At 74.3% G+C, this 16,746-nt stretch carries 15 protein-coding genes and 1 pseudogene; 6 read left to right on the plus strand and 10 right to left on the minus strand.

All coding sequences use genetic code 11. The annotated features are described in order from the left end of the window. Positions 1–5 precede the first annotated feature (5 nt). Positions 6–1,133, plus strand: a complete 1,128-nt coding sequence (locus CLT72_RS07550) for an acyl-CoA dehydrogenase family protein (protein WP_374208890.1) — start codon at positions 6–8, stop codon at positions 1,131–1,133. Positions 1,134–1,380: 247 nt separating this feature from the next. Here CLT72_RS07550 and CLT72_RS07555 read toward each other — a convergent pair whose 3' ends face one another. From CLT72_RS07555 to CLT72_RS07585, 7 genes and pseudogenes are all read right to left on the minus strand, one after another. Beyond that, positions 1,381–1,998, minus strand: coding sequence for a hypothetical protein (locus CLT72_RS07555; RefSeq protein WP_144082214.1), 618 nt, complete (start codon positions 1,996–1,998; stop codon positions 1,381–1,383). A 118-nt stretch (positions 1,999–2,116) separates the two neighbouring features. Beyond that, complete coding sequence (locus tag CLT72_RS07560; protein WP_101415012.1) at positions 2,117–2,932, minus strand: M15 family metallopeptidase; 816 nt, start codon at positions 2,930–2,932, stop codon at positions 2,117–2,119. After that, positions 2,929–4,007: pseudogene (locus CLT72_RS07565) on the minus strand (acetylxylan esterase). Before CLT72_RS07565 ends, CLT72_RS07560 begins: the two are co-directional and overlap by 4 nt. Positions 4,008–4,010: 3 nt before the next feature. Continuing rightward, positions 4,011–6,389 carry a beta-xylosidase/alpha-l-arabinosidase gene (locus CLT72_RS07570; protein WP_250102415.1) on the minus strand — a complete coding sequence of 793 codons (2,379 nt, stop codon included), beginning with the start codon at positions 6,387–6,389 and terminating at the stop codon, positions 4,011–4,013. Continuing rightward, entirely contained in the window at positions 6,386–7,207 is an 822-nt protein-coding gene (locus CLT72_RS07575) for a carbohydrate ABC transporter permease (protein WP_089000069.1), read from the minus strand. The genes CLT72_RS07570 and CLT72_RS07575 overlap by 4 nt, the downstream gene beginning before the upstream one ends. After that, positions 7,204–8,148 (minus strand): carbohydrate ABC transporter permease, encoded by a 945-nt coding sequence (locus CLT72_RS07580; RefSeq protein ID WP_089000068.1) that lies wholly within the window; start codon positions 8,146–8,148, stop codon positions 7,204–7,206. Before CLT72_RS07580 ends, CLT72_RS07575 begins: the two co-directional genes overlap by 4 nt. Positions 8,149–8,156: 8 nt before the next feature. Next, positions 8,157–9,455 carry an ABC transporter substrate-binding protein gene (locus CLT72_RS07585; protein ID WP_101410305.1) on the minus strand — a complete coding sequence of 433 codons (1,299 nt, stop codon included), beginning with the start codon at positions 9,453–9,455 and terminating at the stop codon, positions 8,157–8,159. A gap of 237 nt (positions 9,456–9,692) precedes the next feature. On the opposite strand from CLT72_RS07585, the gene CLT72_RS07590 reads away from it, so the two are divergent. Continuing rightward, positions 9,693–10,715, plus strand: coding sequence for a LacI family DNA-binding transcriptional regulator (locus tag CLT72_RS07590; RefSeq protein ID WP_101410307.1), 1,023 nt, complete (start codon positions 9,693–9,695; stop codon positions 10,713–10,715). A 198-nt stretch (positions 10,716–10,913) separates the two neighbouring features. On the opposite strand, the gene CLT72_RS07595 is transcribed toward CLT72_RS07590, so the two are convergent. Together CLT72_RS07595 and CLT72_RS07600 are read right to left on the minus strand one after the other, a co-directional pair. Next, positions 10,914–11,735, minus strand: coding sequence for a peptidylprolyl isomerase (locus CLT72_RS07595; protein WP_199184512.1), 822 nt, complete (start codon positions 11,733–11,735; stop codon positions 10,914–10,916). Between the two features lie 127 nt (positions 11,736–11,862). Continuing rightward, positions 11,863–13,179 (minus strand): D-alanyl-D-alanine carboxypeptidase family protein, encoded by a 1,317-nt coding sequence (locus CLT72_RS07600; RefSeq protein ID WP_101410309.1) that lies wholly within the window; start codon positions 13,177–13,179, stop codon positions 11,863–11,865. Positions 13,180–13,368: 189 nt separating this feature from the next. On the opposite strand from CLT72_RS07600, the gene CLT72_RS07605 reads away from it, so the two are divergent. From CLT72_RS07605 to CLT72_RS07620, 4 genes are all read left to right on the plus strand, one after another. Further along, positions 13,369–13,761 carry a cupin domain-containing protein gene (locus CLT72_RS07605; RefSeq protein WP_250102412.1) on the plus strand — a complete coding sequence of 131 codons (393 nt, stop codon included), beginning with the start codon at positions 13,369–13,371 and terminating at the stop codon, positions 13,759–13,761. Beyond that, the gene (locus CLT72_RS07610) at positions 13,758–14,555 is read left to right on the plus strand and encodes a YwiC-like family protein (protein ID WP_250102411.1); all 798 of its coding nucleotides are present in this window, start codon (positions 13,758–13,760) and stop codon (positions 14,553–14,555) included. The genes CLT72_RS07605 and CLT72_RS07610 overlap by 4 nt, the downstream gene beginning before the upstream one ends. 106 nt (positions 14,556–14,661) lie before the next feature. Further along, positions 14,662–15,255: an NAD(P)H-dependent oxidoreductase gene (locus CLT72_RS07615; RefSeq protein ID WP_199184513.1), complete on the plus strand. Its 594-nt coding sequence runs from the start codon at positions 14,662–14,664 to the stop codon at positions 15,253–15,255. Between the two features lie 168 nt (positions 15,256–15,423). Further along, the gene (locus CLT72_RS07620; RefSeq protein ID WP_101415017.1) at positions 15,424–15,918 is read left to right on the plus strand and encodes a class I SAM-dependent methyltransferase; all 495 of its coding nucleotides are present in this window, start codon (positions 15,424–15,426) and stop codon (positions 15,916–15,918) included. Here the strand turns inward: CLT72_RS07620 and CLT72_RS07625 are convergent. Beyond that, complete coding sequence (locus tag CLT72_RS07625; RefSeq protein ID WP_199184514.1) at positions 15,882–16,577, minus strand: MerR family transcriptional regulator; 696 nt, start codon at positions 16,575–16,577, stop codon at positions 15,882–15,884. The two genes, CLT72_RS07620 and CLT72_RS07625, sit on opposite strands and share 37 nt — an antisense overlap. Positions 16,578–16,746: the final 169 nt, after the last annotated feature.

The raw sequence follows: 16,746 nt of genomic DNA on the forward strand, positions 1-16,746 counted from the left end.
ACGCCCTGATCGACGACGACACCCGGGACCTCCAGGCCGCCGTCCGTGGCTTCGTCGACCGGCGGATCCGGCCGGAGATCGCCACCTGGTACGAGCAGGGCCGCCTGCCCGTACGGGAGCTGGCCCGCGAACTCGGCGAACTCGGCGTGCTCGGCATGCACCTGAGCGGCTACGGCTGCGCCGGCACCTCCGCCGTCGCGTACGGGCTGGCCTGCTTCGAACTGGAGGCGGGCGACTCGGGGCTGCGCTCCCTGGTCTCGGTGCAGGGATCGCTCGCCATGTACGCCATCTGGCGCTTCGGCTCCGAGGAGCAGAAGCAGCAGTGGCTGCCCCAGATGGCCGCCGGTGAGGCGATCGGCTGCTTCGGCCTGACCGAACCGGACTTCGGCTCCGACCCGGCCGGGATGCGCACCAGGGCCCGCCGCGACGGGGACGACTGGGTGCTCAACGGCACCAAGATGTGGATCACGAACGGCTCGGTCGCGGACGTCGCCGTGGTGTGGGCCCGCACCGACGAGGGCGTACGCGGCTTCCTCGTCCCCGCCGGCACCCCCGGCTTCACGGCCCCCGAGATCACCCGCAAGCTCTCCCTGCGCGCCTCGGTGACCTCGGAACTCGTCCTCGACGACGTGCGGCTGCCCGCCGACGCGATGCTGCCGGGGGCCGCCGGCCTGTCCGGGCCGCTGACGTGCCTCAACGAGGCCCGCTTCGGCATCGTGTTCGGGGCGCTGGGCGCGGCCCACGACTGCCTGGAGACGACGATCGCGTACGCCCGCAGCCGGCAGATCTTCGACAAGCCGCTGGCCGCGTACCAGGCCACCCAGCTCAAGCTCGCCGACATGGGGTTGGAGTTGGGCAAGGGAATGCTGCTGGCGTTGCAGATCGGTGCGCTGAAGGACGCCGGCTCGCTCGACCACCGGCAGATCAGTCTGGGCAAGCTCAACAGCGTGCGGGAGTCCATCGCCATCGCCCGCGAGTGCCGCGCGATCCTCGGCGCGGCCGGGATCACCCTCGACTACCCGGTCATCCGGCACTCGGCCAACCTCGAGTCCGTGCTCACCTACGAGGGCACGTCCGAGGTGCATCAGCTGATCATCGGGCAGGTGCTGACGGGTCACGCCGCCTTCAAGTGAGCGGGCCACGAGGTCTCCGGTAACGGGTTCTTCCTGGTCGTTGAACCACCTACCGGAGACCTCGGTGCAAGGCGCGTGCGGCTGGTGAACCATTGTCGCCACAATGCTGATACCTGTGCGGCATAAAGATGCCTGTGTGGTATCAAGACGAGGGGACTACACCGCCGGCCGTCGAGATCCGGCGCAGCCAGTCACGGTCAAGAAAACCGACCGTAGCCGGCGCGGCGCGGCGCGACCACGGCAGCCGTCACGCCGGCACGCCCGACACCACGTCCGCGACATTGCCCTGGTAGCACGTGGTGGTGGAGATGCTGGGGGCGGTGACCACCGGGCCGTAGACCACGTATCGCTGGCCCGTCTGCGCGTTGCGGCACTGGATCTGGACCCGGTAGGTGCCGGTGTCGCACTGGGCGGTACCACGGCCGTAGTAGTGGTTGCTCCCCTGGTGGACCCACTCCGCCCACGAGACGCAACCGGTGACGCCGGCCGGGGGCAGTGGGTCCTCGACGGGGTACACGCCTTCGGCGACGTTGCCGCTGTAGCAGGTGGCGGTGGCCGTGCCCGGCGCGTTCACCGCATAGCCGCCGTAGATGACGTACCCCACGCCCGTCTGCAGGTTGCGGCACTGAAGCTTGACCTTGTAGCGGCCGGTGGCGCACTGCACGTTGCCGCGACCGTAGTAGTAGCTGTTGCCGCCCTCCTGCACCCACTGCACCCACGTCGTGCAGCCGGTGGGGGCGACCTGGACGCCGAGGTCGGACTGCGCCACCACGTGGGCCGGTGCCGGGGCGGCCTGTGCGGGTGCGGCCACGGCGGAAAGGCCGAGAACGGCGGCTGCGACCAGCGAGAGCGGATGCCTGATCAAGTCTGTCTCCTGATGAGGGATAAAGAGGTCTTGCCGAACGGCAGGGACCATATCAAGAAAGCTTCGAACAACGTCTATGCAACTCACCGGACGGCGCCGCGTGTGACGGGGCGGGACCCTAGCCGCCCGCCGGCTCGGCCGAGGAGCGGGCCACGGGCACGTCGAAGTAGGTGTCCGGCCAGGGTTCGTCACGGTAGCGGTAGTGCCACCACTCGCGGTCGTAGTTGACGAAGCCGCCGTCGGTCATGAGCTGCCGCAGCAGCCGCCGGTTGTCCCGGGCCACGCCGGTGACCTGCGGCGAGTCGGTGTGCGCGAGCGGGTCGAAGCAGTCGAAGCCGGTGCCCATGTCGACGCCGTTGTCGGCGAACCGCTGGCCCTTCGGGGCGGTGCAGGAGACCAGGGGCTGGCCCGGGGCGTACGGGGGCTGGGTGGGGGTCGGCACGTCGACCAGGGTCAGGTCGAGCGTGCTGCCCCGGCTGTGGGCGGTGGGGGCGCCGATGTAGCCCTCGTCGAACAGTTCCGACTTGGCCACCCGGGGATAGAATTCGGCCTTCATCCGCTGCTCCCCGGGCTGCCCGGCCCACTCGACGAAGTCGTCGGCGGCCCGCCGGGGGCGGTAGCAGTCGTACACCTTCAGGCTGCGGCCCCGGGCCAGCGCGGCGTCCTGCACCCGGCGCAGCGCCTCGGCGGCCGGGCGGCTGAGCAGGCAGAGGGGTTCGGCGTAGCCGTCGACCGGGCGTCCGACGAAGTTGTGCGCGCCCGCGTACCGGATGTCGGTGCGGATGCGCGGGTCGACGTCGGTGAGGACGACGAGGCCCGGCCCGCGCGGCGTGCCCGCCGACGCCGACGTCTGCGGGGCGGACGGTGCCGGCGTGGCGGACGGCGACGGCGACGGCGTGGGCCGGGTGCAGCCGGGCGCGAGCGCCGCGATCACGACGGCCGCCGCGACGGCCCGCCCACGGGCGGTCGCGGTTCGCCGGCGGATCCGCGCTGGGCTGGCCACGCCCCCTGTCTATCAGGCTGCGGGCCGTCGGACGCCCGGTCCGGCGACAGGTGTACGCGCAGGAAGCGCACGGCCGCCTCGTCGTCGTCGATCCCGCCGGCCTCGTGGCCGTTGTACCGCCAGACCGACACCTCCGTCGGTCCCCGCCAGGCGTTGACGGCGGCGAAGACGGTCGACGGCGGCACGATCTCGTCCATCAGCGCGACGGAGAAGCGGGCCGGCAGGTGGCACCGGCGGGCGAAGTTGACCCCGTCGACGTAGGCCAGGGTGGCCAGCACCCGCTCCTCGGCGTGCCGGTGGATCGCCAGGAAGTCACGGACCTCCCGGTAGGGGTACGCGTCGGTGACCGTGATCGCGCGCGGGATGTCACACAGGAAGGGCACGCCGGCCACGACGGCCCGCAGGTCGGGCCGCAGCGCCGCCACGGCGAGCGCCGCCGCCCCGCCCTGGCTGTGCCCGAGGACCGCGACCCGCGCCGGATCGACCGCCGGCAGGGTCCGGGCCGCGTCCACCGCCCGCACCGCGTCGGTGAGGAACCGCCGGTAGTAGTACGTGCGGGGATCCGTCACGCCCCGGGTGAGCACCCCGGGCGACTCGGGGCCGGCGGCGGCCGGATCCGGGGTGTCCCCCGGGCCCAGCCCGCCCCCTGCCCCCGGGTGTCCATCTGGAGGTGCGCGAAGCCGGCCGAGGCCCAGAGCAGGTTCTCCAGCGGGTGGCCCCGGCCGCCGCCGTAGCCGACGTACTGCACGACGGCGGGCAGCGGCGGCTCGACGCCACGCGGCAGCCGCAGCCAGGCCCGCACCGGCTGCCCGGCGAACCCGGGGAAGGTCACGTCGTGCACGTCGATCGTCGCCAGGCCGGTGGGCACCGGCTCGACGCGCACCGGCCAGCCACACTCCCGGGACTCGGCGATCGTGTCCGCCCAGAACCGGTCGAAGTCCGCCGGCTCCGCCACCTGACCCCGGTACGCCCGCAACTGCTCCTCGGGCAGGTCGGTGAGGGCCACCGCTCAGCCGGCCGACGGCGTGACGGCGAAGCGGGGGTGCAGCCGTCGGGTGTGGTCGACGTGCCGGGCCGGACCACGCAGCGCGACCGCCGCCACGAGCCGGTGGTCGGTGCTGGACGCCGCCAGCCGCAGCTCCAGCTCGCCCGGCTCGACCACGCGCCGCCCGTCGCGCCCGGTGAACGAGAACAGGTCGGCCGGCACCGCCAGGTCGATCCGGCAGGCCGCGCCCGCCTCCAGCGGCACCCGCAGGTAACCGACGAGGCGCTGCACGGGCTGGACCACCGAGGCCACCGGGTCGTGGGCGTACACCTGCACCACCTCGCTGCCCCACCGGGAGCCGGTGTTGCGCAGCGTGAAGTGCAGCCGCAGCTCCCCGTCGGTCGCCGCGACCGGCTCGTCGAGCACCAGGCGCGACCAGTCGAACGTGGTGTAGCCGAGGCCGTGCCCGAAGCCGTACGCGGGCGTCGGGTCGACGTTGGAGACGTCGCTGGCCTGGCCCAGCCGCGCCGACAGGTAGGTGGTCGGCTGCGCGCCCGGCCCGCGAGGCACGCTGACCGGCAGCCGCCCCTGCGGGGCGACCCGGCCGCCGAGCACGCCGGCGATGGCCGGGGTGCCCTCCTCGCCGGGGAAGAACGACTGCACGATCGCCGCCGCCTCGCTCACCGCCCGGCCCAGCGCGTAGGGACGCCCGGCGAGCAGCGTCACCACCACGGGCGTGCCGGTGTCCAGCAGCGCGTCGAGCAGGTGCTGCTGCGCCCCGGGCAGGGCCAGCGACTCGGCGTCGCAGCCCTCGCCGCTGGTGCCCCGCCCGAACAGGCCCGCCCGGTCGCCGAGCGCGGCGACCACCACGTCCGCGCCCCGCGCCGCCTCGACCGCCGCCGCCACCCCGGTGGTGTCGTCGCCGTCGACGGAGACGCCGGGCACGGTGACCACGGCGCTGCCCGCGAACTCGGCGCGCAGCGCCGCCGCCAGGGTGGGCAGCTCGATGCCGACGGGCACCTCGGGGTGGCGCGAGCCGACGTGGGCCGGGAACGAGTAGCAACCGAGCACCGCCGTGGGGCTCTCCGCCTGCGGGCCGACCAGCGCGATGCGGGCCGGCCGGTCGAGCGGCAGGATGCCGTCGTTGGCCAGCAGCACCACGGAACGCTCGGCGACCTCGCGGGCCAGCGCCCGGTTGGCCTTTGGGTCCAGGTCGACGGTGCCGCGCAGCGCGTCCGGGTCGGACAGGTCGGCGCCGGCCAGCGCGGCCGGCACCGGGCTCCAGTCGGCGTCGAGGAGGCCGAGCTGCGCCTTCTGCGTCAGCACCCGGCGCACCGCCCGGTCGACCAGCGCCTCCGGCACCGCCCCGGCCGCGAGCGCCTCGCGCAGCGGCTCGCCGAAGGTCTTCACCGTGGGCAGCTCCACGTCCACGCCGGCGGCCAGGGCCTCGGCCGCCGCCTCGGCCCAGCCGCCGGCCACCCCGTGCAGGGTGTGCAGGAAGGCGATGCCGAAGTAGTCGGCCACCACGGTGCCCGCGAAGCCCCAGGCGTCGCGGAGCAGGCCGGTCAGCAACTGCTCGTCCGCCGCCGAGGGCATCCCGTCGGTGTCGGTGTAGGCGTGCATCACCGACCGCGCGCCGCCCTCGCGTACCGCCATCTCGAACGGCGGGAGGATCACGTCCGCGCGCTCGCGGGGGCCCATCGGCACCGGCGCCAGGTTGCGCCCGCCCCGGGAGGCGGAGTAGCCGGCGAAGTGCTTGAGGGTGGCCACCACGCCGGCGGACTCCAGCCCCCGCACGTACGCGGTGGCGATGGTGCCCACCAGGTAGGGGTCCTCGCCGATGGTCTCCTCGACCCGCCCCCAGCGCGCGTCGCGCACCACGTCGAGCACCGGCGCGAGCCCCTGGTGCACGCCGACGCGGCGCAGGTCGGCGCCGACGGCGGCGGCCATCCGCCCGATCAGCTCCGGGTCGAAGGTGGCGCCCCAGGACAGCGGCACGGGGTACGCGGTCGCGCCCCAGGCGGCGAAGCCGGCCAGGCACTCCTCGTGCGCCATGGCCGGGATGCCGAACCGGTTGGCGGCGGCGACGCGCTGCTGGGTCCGCAGCAGCGACAGCGCGCCGAGCGCGGGGTCGACGGGTGCGGTGCCGAACGGGCGGGTGAGCTGGCCGAGGCCGGCGTCCAGCAGGTCGTCCAGATCGACCGGTTCCTCCATGTCGTGCTGGTACGGCGCGACCTCTCCCCCGTCGGCGGCGGCGCCGACCCAGACGCCGTAGAGCTGGGCCACCTTCTCCGGCAGGGTCATCGCGGCGACCAGGGCGTCGACGCGGGTCGCGAGGTCGAGGGTCGGGTCGGTCCAGGTCGCGGTGCCGGGGGCGATGTCGAGGGTCACGTTGTCGGTCACTTTCCTCCGACGCCCATCAGCCCCTGCACCAGGGCCCGCCGGGCGAACAGATAGACGAGCAGGACGGGCACCATCGACAGCACGACCGCGGCGAGCAGGCCGGGAATGTTGATCCCGTACTGCGTCTGGAAGTTGTAGAGGCCGAGGGTGATCACCTTGGTGGAGTCGGACTGGGTGAGGATCAGCGGGAAGAGGAAGCCGTTCCACGCCTGCAGGGCGGAGAAGACGGCGATCGTGGCGATCCCGCCGCGCGACAGCGGCAGCACCAGCTGGCGGAACACCCGGGCGGGGCCGGCGCCGTCGATGGCCATCGCCTCGTACAGGTCGGGGGTGATGTCGCGCATGACGCCGCTGAGGATCAGCGCGCACACCGGCAGCGAGAAGGCGGCGGTGGGCAGGATGACGCCGACGAGGTTGTCGTAGAGCCCCGCCTTGCTGATCAGGTAGAAGATCGGCACGATGACCGCCTGCGCGGGGATCGCCAGACCCAGCAGGAACAGCCGGAACACACCGGAGGTGAGCCGGCTGCGGCTGCGCACGATGGCGTACGCCAGCGGCGGCACAAGCAGCAGCACGATGGCCACCACGCTCGCCGTCACCACCAGGGTGTTGACCAGGTAGCGGCCGAAGCCCTCGTCGAAGGCGCCGGTGTAGTTGTCCAGGGTGAAGGTGTCGGGCAGGGCGATGGGGCCGTTGCGGCCGTACCCCTCGCGGGTCTGCACGGTGATCGCCAGCATGACGTAGATCGGCAGGCCGACCAGGAGCAGCCAGGCCACGGCGCCGATCCCGGCGAGCCAGTTGGGACGGTGCCGCTTCACAGACCCTCCATCGTGGAGCGCATCCGGTCGTAGCCGGAGACCCGGACCACGATCAGCGAGATGACGGTGGCGACGACGACGAGCAGCAGGGCGATGGCCGCGCCGGCGCCGAAGTCGAAGCTGCGGAACGCCTGCTCGTACATGTGGTAGGCGGTGATGGTGGTGTCGGTGCCCGGCCCGCCCTGGGTGAGGATCAGCACGGTGTCGAAGGTGGTCAGCCCGCCGACGACCATGAGCACCACCGAGGTGATCATGGCGTTGCGCAGTTGCGGCAGGGTGACGTGGCGGAACTGCCCCCACCGGCTGGCCCCGTCGACCTCGGCGGCCTGGTAAAGCACCGCCGGCACGGCGCGGGCCGCGCCCTGGTAGATCAGCGCGTGGAACGGGATGAACTGCCAGCTGCTGACGAAGACCAGCACGGCGATCGCGCCCGTGCGGCTGCCGAAGAGGTTGCCGTCGCCGAACAGCCACGGGGCCTGGCCCGGCACGCCGAAGTTCGGGTCGAGCAGCGCCCGCCACAGCACCGACACGGCGGTCGCCGACAGCAGCAGCGGGAGGAAGAAGATGGCGGACAGCACGGCCCGGTTGCGCTGCGGCCCGGCCGCCCACACGCCGATCAGCAGGCTCAGCGGCGTCTGCACCAGCACGCCGAGCGCGGTGAGCAGCACGCTCAACCACAGGCTGTTGATCATGACGGGGTCGCGGGCCAGCCGCTGCCAGTTGTCCAGCCCGACGAACTCCGGCGAGCCGAGGCCGGCCCAGCTGGTGAAGCTGAGCACGACCACGAGGACCAGCGGGGCGAGCGCGAAGAGCCCGAAGAACAGGGTCGCGGGCAGGGCCCAGGCGAAGCCCGGGCGGCTGAGGGTGGGGCCGCCGCCCGGGCGTCGTCGGGCCCGTCGCTGCTCCGTCACGGTGGGGGCGGCGAGGGTCGTGGTGGACATCGTCGCGCTCAGCCCGCCTGGAGGGACTGCATGGCCTTGATGAAGCCGGCGGCGTCCATCCGGCCGTTGCAGTACTGCTGCACCGCCTGGTGGATGGTCGTGGTCGCGGCCGGCGGGTACGCCTGGTCCCAGGAGAGCTGGAAGCTCGGAGCCTCCTTGACCAGGGTGAACTGGTACTTCAGGTAGTCGGGGTTGGTGGCGCCGTCGAGGAACTTCTCGGTGTTGGTGGTGGTGGGCAGGTTGCCGATGGCGAGCTGCGCCTGGACGAACTCGTCGGAGTACTGGAGCTTGAGGAACTCGGCCACCGCCTCCGGGTGCTTGGTCTTCTTCAGCACGGAGTAGAAGTTGTTGGTGTTGCCGACCACGTTGCGCGGGTCGCCCTTGCCGCCCGGGACGCTCGGGAAGGCGCTCCAGCCGAGACCCTCGGCGGCGAAGGTCGGGTTGGCGTCGTGGTGGGTCGAGTAGTTCCAGGAGCCCATCAGTTCGAAGCCGGCCTTGCCGCTGGACAGCAGCGCCGGAGAGCCACCATCGGTGAACTTGACCGAGTCGAAGTTGGTGCCGAACGCGCCGGCGTCGGTCAGCTGCCGCAGCAGCTCCAGGGCGCGGCGGCTCTCCGGGCTCTCCCAGGCGCTCTTGTCGCCGCCGAGCGCCTTGGCGAACAGCTCGGGGCCGGCCACCCGGTCGTAGAGGTACTGGTACCACATCTGGGTGGGCCACTGGTCGCCACCGCCGAGGGCGATCGGCGTGATCCCCTTGCCCTTGAGCGTCTTCACGGCCGCCAGCAGGTCGTCCCACGTCTTCGGCGGGGTGATGCCGGCGTCGGCGAGGACCTTCTTGTTGTGGAACAGCAGCACCGGCTGGGTGCCGCGCATCGGCACCCCGTACGCCTTGCCGTCGACCACGGCGGTGTTGAAGACCGAGGGCAGGAAGTTGGCCTTCAGCCCCGGGTCCTTGGCGATCATGTCGTCGAGCGGCAGCAGCAGGTCGGCCTTGACGAACGGGGTGATGCTGCCGCCACCCCAGTTGAAGAAGACGTCCGGCGCCTGCTTGGTGTTGATGATCGTCTGGAGCTTGGTCTGGTAGTCGGCGCCGGGGATGGTGTCCAGCACCGCCTTGACCTTCGACGTCTTGTTGAACGTGTCGACGAGCTGCTTCTCGACCTTGTTGGTGGCGTCGCCGTACACCAGGATGCGGATCTCGTCCTGGCCGGCCGCCGAGTCACCGTCGCCGCAGGCGGTCAGCGGCAGCGCCAGCGCCAGGGCGGCGCCGAGCGCGACGACGCGGGCGAGCCGCGTACGTACAGTCATGATCGACCTCTCGTGGTGGGGGTGAGGTGGGGGACGTCGCCGCCGGCGCGACGACCGAAAGGTGTCCGACAAGTTTCCGGAATACTTCCGTAACTCGTCCGAACGCTAGAACCGACCTGCCGTGTCGTCAACCCCCGATCGTGGGGCAAGATGGGCCGATGGAGCGGCCCCGCCGTTCCGGACGTTTTCCGGTGGTGACGGGTACGGTCGGCCTTCCGACCGGTGAAGGAGACGCGGGTGGACGGCGACGACGGGCGCAGAATCACCATCACCGCTATCGCGCGGGAGGCCGGGGTCTCGGTGCCGACCGTGTCGCGGGTGCTCAACGGGCGCTCGGACGTGGCGCCCGACACCCGCGAGCGCGTGGAGGAGCTGCTACGCCACCACGGCTACCAACGCCGGGGCAGCCGCACGGTCAGCCGTGCCGGCCTGGTCGACCTGGTCTTCAACGACCTGGACAGCCCCTGGGCAGTGGAGATCATCCGGGGGGTCGAGGACGTGGGGCACGGCGCGGGCGTCGGCACGGTGGTCTCCGCGATACACCGCCAGTCGACCGCCGCCCGGCAGTGGTTGCAGAACCTGCGCGCCCGCGCCACCGACGGCGTCATCTTCGTGACCTCGCACCTGAGCCCCCCGCTGCACGCGCAACTGCGCCGGCTCAACGTGCCCGTGGTCGTCGTCGATCCCGCCGGCGTGCCCGCCACGGACGTGCCCACCGTCGGGGCCACCAACTGGGCGGGCGGGCTCGCCGCCACCGAGCACCTGCTGTCGCTCGGGCACCGGCGGATCGGCTTCGTCGCCGGGCCGACGCACCTGCTGTGCAGCCGGGCCCGCCTGGACGGGCACCGCGCCGGGCTGGAGGCGGCCGGGGTACCGGTGGAGGAGCGGCTGGTGCACCCGGGCGACTTCTACCACGCCTCGGGCTTCGCCGCCGGCACGGCGCTGCTCGACCTCGACGACCCGCCGACGGCCATCTTCGCCGCCAGCGACCAGATGGCCTTCGGCGTCTACGAGGCCGTCCGGCGGCGCGGGCTGCGGATCCCCGACGACGTCAGTGTCGTGGGCTTCGACGACCTGCCCGAGGCCCGCTGGGCCTCACCGCCGCTGACCACCGTCCGGCAACCGCTGGTGGAGATGGGCCGGCTGGCCGCCCGCACCGTGCTGCGGTTGGCGCAGGGCGAGGGCATCGACTCCCCCCGGGTGGAACTCGCCACCAACCTGGTCGTCCGCGACAGCACGGCCCCACCGCGGCTGCCGTGAGGCTCCCCGCCCCTCGACGGCGCTCCCGGTAGCGTTCCGGAAGTTCCGATCACCCGCCGCCGGCCCGGAGCACCCGCAGGTCCGGCACGGCCCGCCGCCGCCCGGGGCCGGCCGGAGGTTCCGGCAACGGCGCCACGGGCGGCGGGGTCGGGCGGATCCGCGACGCCCGGGGCGCCGTCGACGTGCGGGCGAGGACGCTCAGCGGTGCTGGTGGTGGTGCCGGACCGCGCGCCGGATGTCGACCGGCAGGGCGGGTGCGCCGTCGACCGGCGCGGGATCCTCGACGGTGGGGGCGATCCCGCCGGCGGCGATCCGGTCGAGGGTGGCCAGGCCGGCGGCGTCGATCGAGCCGAAGACCGTGTAGTTGGGGCGCAACGCCGAGTCCGCCTGGACCAGGAAGAACTGGCTGCCGTTGGTGTCGGGGCCCGCGTTGGCCATGGCGAGCGTGCCCCGCGCGTAGAGCCGGCGCACGCCGGTCGGATCGGTCGGGGCCGGCGGCAGGTCGGTGGGCAGCTCGTCGGCGTAGCGGTAGCCCGGCCCGCCGGATCCGGTGCCGGACGGGTCACCGCACTGGAGCACCCGCAGCGTCGGGTACGCGGTGAGCCGGTGGCAGGAGGTCCGGTCGTAGAAGCGGTGGCGCACCAGGTGCAGGAAGCTCTGCACCGTGCAGGGGGCCGTCTCCCGGTCGAGGGTCAGCCCGATCGGTCCCTGGTTGGTCCGCAACGTGACCCGCACGGCGCCCCGGTCGGGGGTGCGCCTCGGGTCGGGCGGCAGCGGGACCGGCCGGGCGGCCGGGTCCTCGGGCGTCTCGGTGTAGGCGCACGGGCCGGGGGTCACCCGGGGATCGCCGGCGGCGTCGGCCGGGGACCCGCCGGGCGCGGCGAGCGCGGCGGCCCCGCCACCGGTCACCAGCGCCCCCACGACCAGGGCCACCCCGGCGAGGCGGGACAGCGTACGGGTCGGTCGACGGCGTGCCGCGATGGGCGGCGCGACGGTCTGCGGTCGGGGTTCGCTCGACACGGGGATCCTCCCTGCACTGATGGCGCCAGAAAGACCGGAGTCTATGGATCCCGTCGTCGGTTGTCGATCCGCAACGCCTCGGTCCGGGCCGACCGGGCGACCCCGACCCCGCGGCGGAGCCCTGCCCCTACCCGCGCTGCCCCGCGCGGCGACGCCACAGCAGGGCCACCCCCAGCAGCGCGACGGCCGTCGCCACGGCCACGGCCACGGGCCAGCGCCCGATCAGCCCGTCCTCGAGCGGGCCGCTGGCCGCAGCCGGGCGCGGGTCACCGGTGGCGGCGGGCGCGGGCGGCGGGGCGGCCGCCGAGGTGGTCAGCTCCCCCGGCTCGACCAGCCGGCCGACGGCGGAGCCCCGCGGCAGCGAGAAGCCCCAGTCGAGCAGGGCGGCCCCCTGCTCCCAGCCCCGCGCGGGCTGCGGCTCGGCGCCGAGCAGGGTCACCACCAGCCGCCGCCCGTTCCGCTGGGCCGCCCCGACGTAGGTGTGCCGGGCCAGGTCCGTGAAGCCGGTCTTGCCGCCGAGCGCGCCCGGGTAGCGGTAGACGAGCTGGTTCTCGTTCTGGATCTCGAAACCCTTGGTGCGCTGCGCCGGCTGGGCGGGGATTCGGTGCGTCTCGGTCAGCGCGTACCGGCGGAACGTCGGGTCGGCGAAGCAGGCCCGGGCGATCAGCGCCAGGTCGTACGCGCTGGTGAACTGGCCTCGCCCGTCGAGGCCGGACGGGGTCACCGCGTGGGTCTGGAGGGCGCCGAGGCGGTGCGCCTCCTCGTTCATCGCCCGTACGCCGCCGGCCATCCCGTCCGTCCCGCCGCCGAGGCGGGCCAGCACGTTCGCCGCCTCGTTGCCGGACTGGAGCAGCAGCCCGAGCCAGACGGTCTCGATCCGGTAGCGCCCGCCGGCGACCAGCCCGACGGCCGACGAGCCGGGTTCGATGTCCATGTCCCCGTCGGTGACGGTGACGACCTGCCGCGGGTCGAGCCGGGGCAGCATGGTGGCCGCCAGCAGCAGCTTCTGCACACTGGCCGGGGTGCCGTACTCGTGCGGCCCGCAGCCGCCCAGCACCTCGCCGGTGTCCAGGTCGGCGACCAGCCACGAGATCGCGGTGACCGCCGGCGGGCGCGCGGCCCCCGGCGGGACGACCAGGCCGGCGGTGTCCAGCGCCGGGCCGCCGACGGCCCGCTCACTCGGCGCGGCCGGCGGCGGCGACGGACGGGGTGGCCGGGACACCCGGGGCGCGGGCGCCTTCGGGCAGGGCGCGGGCGGGACGGCGCCGGACGCGGGCACGCCGGACGCGGCGGCACCGGCAGTCGCCGGCACGGAAGCGGGCGCCACCGGCACCAGGGCGGGCGCGGCCGGCGCCGGGGCGGCGGGACCGGCCGCTGCGGGAACGGGCACGCCGGTGCCGAGGAGGACGGCGGTCGCCGTGGCCGCCAGCAGCCGAACCTTCATGCCCCGCACCCTAGTCGGCCCGGTTCGCGGTCCGGGCCGGGTTCCCCAGGACCGGGTGTCGTCGGCGCCCGGAGGCCTACCGGCGGCGGCGCGGGCCACGGCGACTTCGGGACCATCGGCCCTGCCGCCGGGCGGCACCGCGACGGAAGCTGGGGACTGAAAGTGGTAGACGATCTTCCGGTTTGCGCGATGATCCGCCGTACCGGCGGCCCGCCGCGCGGCCCGGGCGACACCGACGAAGGGACGACCATGGAAGCCCTCTCGCTGACCCGCCTCGCCGACGAGCAGCTCGCCGCCGCGCGGGAGGCCGACAGCGGACGCAGCGCCCGTTCCCTGCACCACGGGCGGGACCGCCGGCTGCGGCAGACCCTGCTGGCCCTGCGCGGTGGCCGCTCCCTCGACGAGCACGACAGCCCGGGCGAGGCGACGTTGCAGGTGCTCGCGGGGCGGGTGCGCCTGGTGGCCGGGGACGAGTCCTGGGAGGGCGACGCCGGCGACCTCGTGGTCATCCCGCCGCTGCGGCACGCGCTGCACGCCGTCACGGACGCCGCCGTCCTGCTCACCGTGACGCCGCGGCCGTGACCACCGTCCCGGCCCACCGCCGCCCGGTCGCCGGCCCGGCCGGGCGGCCCACGGCCGGCGCCACCGGCCACGCGCCGGGCCGGGGCAGGTCGCCGGGGTGGATGCCGCCGCAGCACGGCGCGTGGGCGATGCTGCTGCTGCCCGTCCTGGCGGCGCTGACCGTCACCGGTCCGCACCCGCTGCACCTGCCCCTGCTCGGCGCCGCGCTCGCGGCGTACCCGCTGTCGTACTTCGGGTTGCAGGCAATCAAGACCGGGCGGTTCCGCCGCGTCCGCCCGCAGCTCGTCGGGTACGGCCTCGCCACGGTCGCGCTGGCCGCGCCGGTGCTGGTGGCCCGGCCCGCGACGCTCGCCTACGCGCCCCTCTACGCGGCCCTCGCCGCCGTCAATGCCGGCCACGCCCGCCGGCGCCGGGACCGGGCGTTCCTCAACGACCTCGCCTTCGTGCTCCAGTGCGGGTTGCTCGGTCTCGTCGTCGCCACGGTCGCCGAGGTGCCGTGGACCCGCGTGGTCGGGGTGACGGTCGTGGCGCTGGGCTACCTGGTCGGCACCGTCCTGTACGTCAAGACGATGATCCGGGAGCGGGACAGCGTCCGGTACCGGTGGGCTTCGTGGGCCTACCACGCCGTGGCCGCGCTCGCCGCGGTGCTCTGGGCGTCGGTGCCGGTCGCCGTCGTCTTCGCGCTGCTGCTCGCCCGGGCGGTCCTGCTCCCCGGACGCCGCGTCGCTCCGGTGCGGGTGGGGCTGGTCGAGACGGCGTGCGCCCTGCTGGTGCTGGCCGCGGTGGCGCTCTGACCGGCCGGCGCGACGCCGGCGCGGGCCGCCCGGCCCTGCGGCCACCGTGCGGCCGTCGAGATACCTTCAGGGCACCTCTGTTCGGTCGGACATGGACGGTGTCGGCATGCGTTTCCTCTTCCTGCTGGGCAGCTCACGCTCCGGCGGCAACACCGAACTCCTGGCCCGGCGCGCCGCGGCGGCGCTGCCGGCCGGGACCGAGCAGCACTGGCTGCGCCTGGCGGAGCACCCCCTGGCGCCCTTCCGCGACATCCGCCACGACGAGCAGCGCTACGCGCAGCCGACCGGCAACGAGGCGCTGCTGCTGGCCGAGACGCTCGCCGCGACCGACCTGGTGGTCGCCTCCCCGCTCTACTGGTACAGCGTCAGCGCCGCCACCAAGCTCTACCTCGACCACTGGTCGGGCTGGCTGCGGGTACCCGGCGTCGACTTCCGCCAGCGCATGCGGGGCCGCCGGATGTGGGCGGTCAGCGCCCTCAACGACGAGGACCCGGCCACGGCGGAACCGCTGGTGACCACCCTGCGGCGAAGCGCCGACTACCTCGGCATGCGGTGGGGCGGCGTGCTGCTCGGTCACGCCAACCGGCCCGGCGACGTGCTCCGCGACGCCGCCGCGCTGCGCGCCGCCGACACCTTCTTCGCGCCGACCTCCGAGGGCGGCGGACAGGACGGGTGCCTCGCGCAGCCCGCCTCCCGCTGACGCCCCGGCGCGCCCCGCTCCGGGGCGTCCCGCGTCGGCGGAGCCCGCTCGACGGGCCGGACCGCCCGCGTCGGATGGCTCACAAGCCGTTGCCTCCCGCCTGCCGCGCCGACTAGAACCGGGGAACGATCGCCCGGACCTCCCGGCGACGGTGGCGAGGTGATGGCCGTGGCGCTGATCCCGTACGACGACACCGACTCGGCGGCCTTCGCCGCGACCCGGGAGCTGCCGCGCAGCGGCCTTCAGCGGTGGCGGCACGCAGTGCAGCAGCACCTGCGCCCGCGTACCGGCGCCACGGTGCTCGACGTCGGAGCCGGCACCGGCGCCTGGGCCACCGCCTTCACCGACTGGTTCGGCGTCCGGGTGGTGGGCGTGGAGCCCGCCGGGGCGATGCGGTCGCGCGCCACCCACCGGCCGCTGCTCGCCGGCGACGCCGTCGCGCTGCCGCTGCGCGACGGCACGGCGGACGCGGCGTGGCTGTCCACCGTGATCCACCACGTCCCCGACCTCGACGTCGCGGCGCGTGAGCTGCGCCGGGTGCTCCGGCCTGGCCCGGCTGCGGGCCGCCGCCGGCACCGTCACCGGCCCGGTCGTCGACCACCTCGACCTGCTGGTGCTGCGCTGAGTCACCCCGGCAGGGCCGGGTCGAGGTGGCGCAGGTAGTCGTGCAGCGTCGCCGAGGCGCGCAGCCGGCGCAGGCTGCGCCGGTGCAGCTCCTGCTCCCGCTTGGCCAGCTCCGCGCGGACCCGCTGGGCGCTGCCGGTGGTGCGCATCTCGTCGAGCACGGCCGCCACGATGTCGAACGGGTACGCGCCCCGGCGCAGCAGCGCGACGACCTGCGCGGCACGCACCTCGGCCGCGTCGTACACCCGGTAGCCGGTGCCGCGCTCGCGGACCGGACGCACCAGGCCGCGCTGCTCCCACAGCCGTAGCTGCGAGGTGCGGACGCCGACCAGGTCGGCGACCTCGCCGATGCGGGCGCCGCGCCGGGGCGCCGGCAGGACGGCGGCCGGGCTGGCCACCACGGTCTCGAACGCGCCGAGCACCCGCCGGATGTCGGCCCGCTCGCGGTCCAACTCGGCGTGGCCGGCGTCGAGCGCCGCGAGCGCCGCCGCCAGGTCGCCCTGGTGCACCGCCACCATGACCTCCCGGGTACGCGCCCAGCCGTGCCCCTCGGCCATCCGCCGCACCACCACGAGCGCCCGCACGTGCTCGTCCGTGAAGACGCGGTAGCCGGCGGGGGTGCGCTCGACCGCCGGCAGCACGCCGAGATCCACGTAGTTGCGGACCTGCTGCACGGAGATGCCGGCGGTCTCCGCCACCTGCGCTCCCCGCCACCGTCGCCCCGGATCCACCACGCGGGCCACCCTACCGGTCTCCACGTGGTTTGAGACTTCGCCCCCTGATTCGGACGCACGGTGCTGGCAGACGGCGTGGAACCCTCTACGGGAGCTTCAATGAGACGATTGAAGGCGGCCTGGCCCCCGTAGA

The organism is Micromonospora sp. CNZ309 (assembly GCF_002846525.1).